Source organism: Paracoccus sulfuroxidans (genome assembly GCF_007830335.1).
Lineage (GTDB): Bacteria > Pseudomonadota > Alphaproteobacteria > Rhodobacterales > Rhodobacteraceae > Paracoccus > Paracoccus sulfuroxidans.
Map to the genome: position 1 here is coordinate 458,713 of NZ_VLKU01000003.1, position 8,329 is coordinate 467,041.

Genomic DNA, 8,329 nt, shown 5'->3' on the forward strand with positions numbered 1-8,329 from the left:
ATCAGCCCTCCGGCATCGGGCATTCAGGGTCATGGACGGCGGGGTAGTCAAAGCCAAGCGCCTCGCTGAGGCCGCCCATCGTGTCGGTGGCATCCGAGAAATCCCGGTCAGCCGAGGGCATGCGCGTGCCGCAGATCCGCGCCAGATCGGTCTTGGGCGTATCGGTGGTCGAGGGCTGCGGGTCCGAGGTCACCAGCATGAGCCCGTTCGGGCCAAAGACCGGCATCATGCGGACCTGATCGGGGGCGAGGGTCTGCAGCTTCTCGACCGGCACCGCCAGTTCGGCGCTGAAGGCGCGATGGGTCAGCAGCTCGACCCATGAGGCGCTGATCTGCAAGCTGTCCGGGCTGTCGCCGGGCGGGTAGGCGATGGAATAGATCGCGCCGCCGACGCGGGGGCTGATCTGGTCCACCTCGCTGTTTTCCAGCAGGGGGACGTGCTGGGCGGGTTCGCCGTTCAGCCGGAAATCGGTGATGATGACGGGCGATGAGGCGTAGGTGCCGAAACTGAGCGCCATCCCCTCGGGCTCGCCCGAGGCGCGGCAGGCCGAAAGTAGCACCAGAAGCAGGGGCAGGGCGCGCATCAACTGGGCCCCCCGATGTCGCGAATGCTCAGCCTGCGGGCCTGAAAATCGGTCAGCGTATAGGTCCAGCCGGTGAAACGCTGGACCAGCCATTCCTCGGCCAAAGTGACCTCCAGCCGCGACAGCTCGACCGGCAGACCTACCGAGACGGGGGGCTGCAAACCATAGATCTGGCCGGGGGCCAGCCGCCCCAGCTTCGTCAGCGCGCGCCGGAACAGCGGCATGTCGGCTTCGTCATGCAGGTCAAGCACCGCCAGGTCGATGCCCAGCACCTGTTCCAGCACCAGCTGATCGGCGGTCTTGTCGCGGGCGGGATGGAACAGGAAGGGCGCATCGACGAAGGCTAGCGTCATGCCACAGAACAAGAGCCAGTGACGTTCGTGCCAGATCAGCAGATCGCCGAAGGGGCCATAGGCGATGACATGGCTGTCATGCTCGAAATCCGGATCGCCGCGAAAGAGCACCGCCAGCGCGCCGGCAAAGGCATCGGGCACGGTCAGCCGCAAAAGCCCGCCCGCCAGATCGCCCACCCCATGCGCCTGCCAGAAGTCCAGCAGAAGGTCCGGCAGCCGCCCTTCATAGCGCGCCAGCACGTCGTCCGAGACCGGCATGTGGTTCAGAAGCGGACCGCGTTGGTCCAGAAGGGCCTCAAATACGGAGGCAGGGCTTTCACCATTGATCTTGCTGCGATAAATCACAAAACCGAACCTGAAATACTGGGCAACATCGACATTGCGTCACCCGGTCGCCAGAGTGTCAATCCCAAACCCGGCGTATTGAGGGAAATACCAGAGAAAACCTTGGGCTAGAGGCCGATATTGCCGCGTTCCCGAACTATGTCTGCGAAAACCCCGCGACCCATTCGGGAACGATGCGCGTGGCGGGGCCGGTCAGGTGGCGCACAAAGTCGCGGCTGACGGCCGAGGCTGCGATGTTCAGCTCGACCGTTTCCGCGCCGTGGCGACGGGCGTGCTGCGCCAGCGCCGCCGCCGGATAGACCTGACCCGAGGTGCCGATCGCGGCAAAGACATCCGCCGCCTCGACCGCGGCCCAGATCTCTTCCATCTGATAGGGCATCTCTCCGAACCAGACGATGTCGGGGCGGGTGGCCGCCCGGCCGCAATTGGGGCAGGCGTCCTGATGCGACATGACGCCGGGGGCGGTCCAGCGGGCCTCGCAGGCCGCGCAAAGCGCGCCGTTCAACCGGCCATGCATATGGATCACGGCGGGCGAGCCGCCGCGTTCATGCAGGTCATCGACGTTCTGGGTGATCAGCGTCAGCTCGCAGCGGAGCGCCAGATCGGCCAGCGCGCGATGGGCGGCATTGGGCTGGGCCTGCGCCGCATCGGCGCGGCGCATGTTGTAGAAGCGCTGCACCAGCGCGGGGTCGCGCTGGAAGGCTTCGGGGGTGGCGACATCCTCGATCCGGTGATCTTCCCACAGGCCATCGCTGGCCCGGAAGGTCCGGATCCCGCTTTCAGCCGAGATCCCGGCCCCGGTCAGAACAGTGACACGCAAGGCGGGCCTCAGTTCGAGCAGTAGGCTTCAGCCGTCGAGGTGAAGTTCTTGTAGCGCGACCAGAAGGCGTTGTCGGCATTGCTTTTCGACATGCGGACCTGCTGGGCCTCTTCGGCGTCGCGGAAGAAGCGGGCGGCGCGGCGCTGGTCCGAACGCGACAGGGTCATGTCGGCGACCTGCTGGATGCAGCTGCAAAGGGGGGTGTTGCGGGCGCCACGGTCTGAACGCACACAGGCGCTGTCGATGGGGCCTGCAACGGCCAGCGGCGCAGTCAGAACGACCGCCGCAGCGGCAATCATCACACGGTTGATCATCTCAGTCTCCTCGGGTTCTGCCCGGGCGGAGGAGCTGTGCGCCCTCTGTGATCCGCCCATTTTTTGACTGGGAGATGTTAACAGAACAACTGCTCACGCTCAATCGCGCGGGCGTGACCACGGGTCGCGGAGGGGCAATGCCCCAACCGCAATATCTGCCCTCAGGCGGGAACCGGCGTATAGCCCGCGTCGCGAATCACCTGCTCGGCGCGCGGGGCGTCGATTCCCTCGACCGTGACGCTATGCGTGCCAAGGTCGGTGACGGCCTTGCCGCCCGCCTCGGCGACCGCTTTTTCAATGGCAGCCGTGCAATGGCCGCAGCTCATATCGTTGACGGTGAACTTCATCGACTTTCCTTTCCACTCAGGCTGTGGCACGGCTTGCGGACCGGATCGGCAGCGATCCGCACTCCGTCCTTCCACGTGTCTACAACCGGTCAGTCCCATGGTCAGCGAGAATTTTCGCGGCGCGATCCTCATGTTGGTGTCGATGGTGTTTTTCGCCGTCGAGGACATGTTCATCAAACTGCTGTCGCAGGGCCTGCATTTTTCGCAGGTGCTGGCCATCGTGGGCGTGCTGGGCTTCCTGACCTTCTGGGTCATGCTGCGCATCGAAGGACACCGTTTCCTGACCGCCGACCTGAAGCAACCGCTGCTACTGCTGCGCACTTTGGGCGAGGCCATCGGCTCGGTCGGGGTGGTGGTCGGGCTGGCGCTGACGGAACTGGCTTCAACCTCGGCCATCATCCAGGCGCTGCCGCTGGCGGTGGTGTTGGGGGCGGCGCTGTTTCTGGGCGAGCCGGTGGGCTGGCGGCGCTGGACGGCGATTGGCGTCGGCTTCCTCGGCGTGCTTCTGATCGTGCGTCCGGGGCTGGCGGGCTTTCAGCCGGTGTCGATCGTCGTGCTGATCGGCGTGCTGGGGCTGGCGATGCGCGACATCGCGACGCGGCGAATTCCGCAGCACATCCCCTCGAACCAGGTGGCCGCGATGGCCTTCCTGTCGCTGATCGTCATGGCGCTGCTGCTGGCGGTGATCATGCGCCAGCCGTTCCTGATGCTGGACTGGAAACAGGTCCTGCTGTCCTTGGGCTGCATGGTGGTGGGCGTTGCGGGCTACGCGACGCTGGTCGCCGCGACCCGTGTGGGCGAGGCCTCGGCGCTGGCGCCTTACCGCTATGCCCGTCTGATCTTTGCGCTGGCCATTGCCTATGCGGTTTTCGGCGAACGGCCCGACGCGATGACGCTGATCGGCGCGGCGGTCGTCGTGGCCTCGGGCTGCTATACGATGTGGCGCGAGGCGCAGCTGCGCCGCCGTGCCCTGCGCGCGGCGGGGTTCACCTTGCCGCACGGCTGACATAGCCATCGCGAACCACTTCGAATCCTCTTCCCGCGACCGTTTTCGCCCTGTATAGGCTGGCCATGACCGACCTTGATCTCATCCGCAATTTCTCGATCGTGGCCCATATCGACCACGGGAAATCCACCCTTGCCGACCGTCTGATCCAGATGACGGGGACGGTTGCCGAACGCGACATGAAGTCCCAGATGCTGGACAGCATGGATATCGAGCGTGAGCGCGGCATCACCATCAAGGCCAACACCGTGCGGATCGAATATCCGGCCAAGGATGGCAAGAAATACATCCTGAACCTGATCGACACCCCCGGTCACGTCGACTTCGCCTATGAGGTCAGCCGCTCGATGCGCGCGGTCGAGGGCTCGCTGCTGGTCGTTGATGCCTCGCAGGGCGTCGAGGCGCAGACGCTGGCCAACGTCTATCAAGCCATCGATGCCGGACATGAGATCGTCCCGGTCCTGAACAAGATCGACCTTCCCGCTGCCGAGCCTGCGCGGGTCAAGGAAAACATCGAAGACGTGATCGGCATCGACGCGCAGGACGCCATCGAGATTTCGGCCAAGACCGGCCTTGGCATCCCCGACGTGCTGGAAGCCATCGTCACCCGTCTGCCCGCCCCCAAGGGCGACCGCAATGCGCCACTGAAGGCGATGCTGGTCGACAGCTGGTACGATTCCTATCTGGGCGTCGTCGTCATGATCCGCGTCATGGATGGCGTGATCAAGAAGGGCGAGCGCATCAAGATGATGCAGACCGGCGCGATCTACGGCATCGACAAGCTGGCCGTGCTGAAGCCCGCCATGGTCGATATCGCGGAACTCGGCCCGGGTGAGATCGGCGTCTTCACCGCCTCGATCAAGCAGGTCCGCGACACCCGCGTCGGCGACACCATCACGCATGAGAAGAAGGGCACCGACACGCCGCTTCCGGGCTTCAAACCCGCGCAGCCAGTGGTGTTCTGCGGTCTCTTCCCGGTCGACGCCAATGACTTCGAGGCGCTGCGCGAGGCCATCGAGAAACTGGCGCTGAACGACGCCAGCTTCAGCTATGAGATGGAGACCTCGGCCGCCCTTGGCTTCGGCTTCCGCTGCGGCTTCCTGGGCCTTCTGCACCTCGAGGTGATTCGCGACCGGCTTGAGCGTGAGTATGATCTGGACCTGATCACCACGGCGCCCTCGGTCGTCTTCAAGCTGCACATGAAGGACGGAGAGGTGCGCGACCTGCACAACCCCGCCGACATGCCCGACCTGACCTATGTCGACCATATCGAAGAGCCGCGCATCAAGGCGACGATCATGGTCCCGGACGAATATCTGGGCGATGTGCTGAAGCTCTGCCAGGACCGCCGCGGCATCCAGATGGACCTGACCTATGCGGGCAACCGCGCGATGGTCGTCTATGACTTGCCGCTGGCCGAGGTCGTTTTCGACTTCTACGACCGGCTGAAATCGGTGACCAAGGGCTACGCCAGCTTCGACTATCAGATCAGCGAATATCGCGAGGATTTCCTCGTGAAGATGTCGATCCTCGTGAACGATGAGCCGGTCGATGCGCTCTCGATCATGGTCCACCGCGACCGCGCAGAATCGCGTGGCCGCGTGATGGTCGAAAAGCTGAAAGAGCTGATCCCGCGCCACATGTTCAAGATCCCGATCCAGGCCGCCATCGGCAGCCGCGTGATCGCGCGCGAGACGCTTTCGGCCATGCGCAAGGACGTGACCGCGAAATGCTATGGCGGCGACGCCACGCGGAAAAAGAAGCTCTTGGAAAAGCAGAAGGCCGGGAAAAAGAAGATGCGGCAGTTCGGCAAGGTCGAAATCCCGCAGACCGCCTTCATTCAGGCGCTCAAGATGGACAATTGAAACAGGGGCGCCTCGGGCGCCCCTTTTTTCATGCGCGCGTCAGACGCGATCTCAGAAACTCGGGCTTGGATTATAGGGCGCGGCACCTGCGGGTGCGTAGGGGTCGGTGACGCCGCCCGCCGCGCCCGGGGGCTGACGCCCATAGGTCTGTTCCGAAAGAGCTGCCCCTGCGGTCTGAAGATCACGTCCCGCACCCTGCATGGTTTCGCATCCGGCCAAAGCCAGCACGGCCAGCAGCGCGGCAAGGTAAGTCTTGGCGATCATGGGTATTCCTTTTTCTCTGTCCCGGCGGCAATCGTAATGCTTATGGCGATCATCTGCAGCGCACGATGCCGCGAGCGGCGCGGATCGGCTTAAGACGGGGCGCCCGGGGCATGCAAAAGGCGGCCCTAAGGCCGCCTTGCCCGATGGGGCTGCGTCACAGTTGTGACTGCACTTCCTGACTTTCCTGCGTCAGCGACTGGCCCGCATTCTGCATGTCGCGGCCTGCACCTTGCATGGTTTCGCAGGCGGCCAGCGCCAACAGGGCAAGAATCGGGGTCAAACGTAGAATTTTCTGCATGATGGCTCCCTTTTTTGACGCCGCGACGGGCGGTGAACATGCTGAGGCAACGCCAGAAAAATGCTGCCGGTTCCCGGGTTTCCATTAACCGCGTGTTAACCCGAGGGCGTGACACTTAGGTTATGCGTGTTGTTTTGATCCTGATTCTGTTCCTTGCAGGCTGTGCCTCTCCGGCACCGCGTTTCATCGGCGCGGAACGGCAGGACATCACGCTGGAAGGCATCCGCTTCGCAGTCTTCCAGCAGGGCACGGACGCCGAGGTGATCCGGCTAGGCTACCTCACGCGTGCCCAGCGGGCGAAAGTCCCCGAGTTGATGGAGATTGCGGTGATGCGCAGCACCGGCTGCCGCACCGTGCCCAACAGTCTGCGCAGCCGCATTCCCGGCGACACGGGCGAGGCGCGCTTTTCGCTCGATTGCGATGTCCGCGTGCCCGGCGGGTGACTTAGGCCGACAGGAAATTCGCCAGCCGGTCGGCGATCCCTTTGGGATCCTCGGCATGCAGCCAATGACCCAGACCCGGCAGAAGCTCGACCTGCGCCTGCGGGAAGAAGCGATGGATCGCGCCTTGCCCCTCAAGGTCGCAGTAATTCGATTCCGCTCCGGCCAGAAACAGCGCGGGCCCGGTGAACGCACTCGGCACCAGCTCCTCTGGCCAGCCGACGATGACCGGCATCTGCTCCGCCAGCACGTCGAGGTTCATCTTCCACTGCGGAGGATCGGATTTCAGGTCCAGCGATTGCAGCAGGAAGGCGCGCACGCCCGCATCGTCAATAGCGGCGGACAGCCTGCGATCGGCCTCGGACCGCAGCGTCAGACCCTGCAGATCCAGCCCTTGCATCGCGGCGACCAGCCTGTTTTGATCGTGGCGATACCCAAGCGGAGAGATGTCCAGAACCGCCAGCCTGCCCACCATCTCGGGCTGCGACAGCGCCAGCGTCATCACCGCCTTGCCGCCCATCGAATGGCCGATCAGATCGGCGCGACCGCCGAACTCGGCAATCACCTCGGCCAGATCCCCGGCCAGCGCGGTATAGCTGTGATCCGAGTCGTGGAAGCTCTCGCCATGGTTGCGCATGTCGACCGAGATGACGCGGCGCGTCTCGGCCAGACGGCGGGCGATGCCGCCCAGATTGCGGGCCGAGCCGAACAGCCCATGCGCCAGCAGGACGGGGATCTGCGATGTGTCATCGCCGGTGATGATCAGGTTCAATGTCATGTCATCGACCCTAGCTGCACTGGCAGCGGCACACCAGAGGCGCTATGCCGGTCCCGACAGGGAGACTTGGCATGACAATCGAGACCATTCGGATCATGGCGGATGAGGTGGCAAGCCTGATGGCGGCGCGCTTCGGGGGATTGCGGCGCGGCCAGACGGCCGACCTTGACACGATGGTGCGGCGCCGTGGTGCGGCCCTGCCGCGCAAGCTGAGGCGCGAGGCGATGGTGCTGGCCAAGGCCGATCGCGTGGCCGAGGTCCCGAAGCTGGCCAAACAGCAGGATTTTGACCGTTTGCAGCGCGCGCATAAGGCGCTGGTCAACCATCTGCGCCCCCTGGGCCAGGGCGGACGCCTGCAGGCGGGGGCGGTGAACATCGGCGCGACGCTGGTCTTTGCGCTGCTGATCCTCGGTGCCATCGCGCTGTGGCTGCTGGTGCGGCGCGGGGTGATCTGAGCGCCGCCAGCGAAAAGCACCGCCCATGAAAAAGGCCCGCATTTCTGCGGGCCTTTTCGGTTTCAGGCGGTGGCCGGCGTGAACCGCCGGCCGTGCCCCGATTACATGCCCTTGTAGAGCGGGAATTTCGCGCAAAGCGCCTCGACCTCGGCCTTCACCTTGGCTTCGACGGCGGCATTGCCCTCTTCGCCATTGGCGGCAAGACCGTCGACAACCTCGACGATCCAGCGCGAGATCTGGCGGAATTCCTCTTCCTTGAAGCCGCGCGTGGTGCCTGCAGGCGCACCCAGACGGATGCCCGAGGTCACGAAGGGCTTTTCCGGGTCGAACGGCACGCCGTTCTTGTTGCAGGTGATATGCGCACGACCCAGAGCCGCCTCAGTCGCCTTGCCGGTCACGCCCTTCGGGCGCAGGTCGGCGAGGCAGAGGTGGTTGTCGGTGCCGCCCGAAACGATGTCGAT

General features: G+C 64.4%; 12 protein-coding genes and 1 pseudogene. 4 read left to right on the forward strand and 9 right to left on the reverse strand.

Annotated elements, in window-relative coordinates; translation table 11 throughout:
- Nucleotide 1: 1 nt before the first annotated feature.
- The 5 genes from IQ24_RS07030 to IQ24_RS07050 all read right to left on the reverse strand — a co-directional run bounded on the left by IQ24_RS07030 (nt 2) and on the right by IQ24_RS07050 (nt 2,762).
- Nucleotides 2-583, reverse strand: coding sequence for a hypothetical protein (locus IQ24_RS07030; protein ID WP_145397084.1), 582 nt, complete (start codon nt 581-583; stop codon nt 2-4).
- Nucleotides 583-1,281 (reverse strand): GAD-like domain-containing protein, encoded by a 699-nt coding sequence (locus IQ24_RS07035; RefSeq protein ID WP_145397085.1) that lies wholly within the window; start codon nt 1,279-1,281, stop codon nt 583-585. The genes IQ24_RS07030 and IQ24_RS07035 overlap by 1 nt, the downstream gene beginning before the upstream one ends.
- A 136-nt stretch (nt 1,282-1,417) precedes the next feature.
- Nucleotides 1,418-2,101 carry an NAD-dependent deacylase gene (locus tag IQ24_RS07040; protein WP_145397086.1) on the reverse strand — a complete coding sequence of 228 codons (684 nt, stop codon included), beginning with the start codon at nt 2,099-2,101 and terminating at the stop codon, nt 1,418-1,420.
- An 8-nt stretch (nt 2,102-2,109) separates the two neighbouring features.
- Nucleotides 2,110-2,415, reverse strand: a complete 306-nt coding sequence (locus IQ24_RS07045; RefSeq protein WP_145397087.1) for a hypothetical protein — start codon at nt 2,413-2,415, stop codon at nt 2,110-2,112.
- Between the two features lie 161 nt (nt 2,416-2,576).
- Nucleotides 2,577-2,762 (reverse strand): heavy-metal-associated domain-containing protein, encoded by a 186-nt coding sequence (locus tag IQ24_RS07050; protein ID WP_145397088.1) that lies wholly within the window; start codon nt 2,760-2,762, stop codon nt 2,577-2,579.
- Between the two features lie 97 nt (nt 2,763-2,859).
- Between IQ24_RS07050 and IQ24_RS07055 the strand changes: the two genes are divergently transcribed.
- Nucleotides 2,860-3,768 carry a DMT family transporter gene (locus tag IQ24_RS07055; protein WP_145397089.1) on the forward strand — a complete coding sequence of 303 codons (909 nt, stop codon included), beginning with the start codon at nt 2,860-2,862 and terminating at the stop codon, nt 3,766-3,768.
- A 65-nt stretch (nt 3,769-3,833) separates the two neighbouring features.
- Complete coding sequence (gene lepA, locus IQ24_RS07060) at nt 3,834-5,633, forward strand: translation elongation factor 4 (protein ID WP_145397090.1); 1,800 nt, start codon at nt 3,834-3,836, stop codon at nt 5,631-5,633.
- Nucleotides 5,634-5,684: 51 nt separating this feature from the next.
- Here the strand turns inward: lepA and IQ24_RS20555 are convergent, their stop codons facing one another.
- The gene (locus tag IQ24_RS20555; protein WP_145397091.1) at nt 5,685-5,897 is read right to left on the reverse strand and encodes an entericidin A/B family lipoprotein; all 213 of its coding nucleotides are present in this window, start codon (nt 5,895-5,897) and stop codon (nt 5,685-5,687) included.
- A 154-nt stretch (nt 5,898-6,051) separates the two neighbouring features.
- On the reverse strand, nt 6,052-6,195 hold the full coding sequence (locus tag IQ24_RS07070) for an entericidin A/B family lipoprotein (RefSeq protein ID WP_199756507.1): 144 nt from the start codon (nt 6,193-6,195) through the stop codon (nt 6,052-6,054).
- Nucleotides 6,196-6,317: 122 nt separating this feature from the next.
- On the opposite strand from IQ24_RS07070, the gene IQ24_RS07075 reads away from it, so the two are divergent.
- Nucleotides 6,318-6,638, forward strand: coding sequence for a hypothetical protein (locus IQ24_RS07075; protein WP_145397092.1), 321 nt, complete (start codon nt 6,318-6,320; stop codon nt 6,636-6,638).
- 1 nt (nt 6,639) lies between these two features.
- On the opposite strand, the gene IQ24_RS07080 is transcribed toward IQ24_RS07075, so the two are convergent.
- Nucleotides 6,640-7,413: an alpha/beta fold hydrolase gene (locus tag IQ24_RS07080; RefSeq protein WP_145397093.1), complete on the reverse strand. Its 774-nt coding sequence runs from the start codon at nt 7,411-7,413 to the stop codon at nt 6,640-6,642.
- Between the two features lie 71 nt (nt 7,414-7,484).
- On the opposite strand from IQ24_RS07080, the gene IQ24_RS07085 reads away from it, so the two are divergent.
- Nucleotides 7,485-7,868, forward strand: coding sequence for a hypothetical protein (locus IQ24_RS07085; RefSeq protein WP_145397094.1), 384 nt, complete (start codon nt 7,485-7,487; stop codon nt 7,866-7,868).
- A 101-nt stretch (nt 7,869-7,969) separates the two neighbouring features.
- Here the strand turns inward: IQ24_RS07085 and glyA are convergent.
- A pseudogene (glyA, locus tag IQ24_RS07090) lies at nt 7,970-8,329 on the reverse strand (serine hydroxymethyltransferase); the annotation flags it as partial.

Excerpts from the sequence above, each read along its gene's own strand:
- IQ24_RS07030 (WP_145397084.1), bottom strand. The coding sequence starts at position 583 with ATGCGCGCCCTGCCCCTGCTTCTGGTGCTACTTTCGGCCTGCCGCGCC.
- IQ24_RS07045 (WP_145397087.1), bottom strand. The coding sequence starts at position 2,415 with ATGATCAACCGTGTGATGATTGCCGCTGCGGCGGTCGTTCTGACTGCG.
- IQ24_RS07050 (WP_145397088.1), bottom strand. The coding sequence starts at position 2,762 with ATGAAGTTCACCGTCAACGATATGAGCTGCGGCCATTGCACGGCTGCC.
- IQ24_RS07055 (WP_145397089.1), top strand. The coding sequence starts at position 2,860 with ATGGTCAGCGAGAATTTTCGCGGCGCGATCCTCATGTTGGTGTCGATG.
- lepA (WP_145397090.1), top strand. The coding sequence starts at position 3,834 with ATGACCGACCTTGATCTCATCCGCAATTTCTCGATCGTGGCCCATATC.
- IQ24_RS20555 (WP_145397091.1), bottom strand. The coding sequence starts at position 5,897 with ATGATCGCCAAGACTTACCTTGCCGCGCTGCTGGCCGTGCTGGCTTTG.
- IQ24_RS07070 (WP_199756507.1), bottom strand. The coding sequence starts at position 6,195 with ATGCAGAAAATTCTACGTTTGACCCCGATTCTTGCCCTGTTGGCGCTG.
- IQ24_RS07075 (WP_145397092.1), top strand. The coding sequence starts at position 6,318 with ATGCGTGTTGTTTTGATCCTGATTCTGTTCCTTGCAGGCTGTGCCTCT.
- IQ24_RS07080 (WP_145397093.1), bottom strand. The coding sequence starts at position 7,413 with ATGACATTGAACCTGATCATCACCGGCGATGACACATCGCAGATCCCC.
- IQ24_RS07085 (WP_145397094.1), top strand. The coding sequence starts at position 7,485 with ATGACAATCGAGACCATTCGGATCATGGCGGATGAGGTGGCAAGCCTG.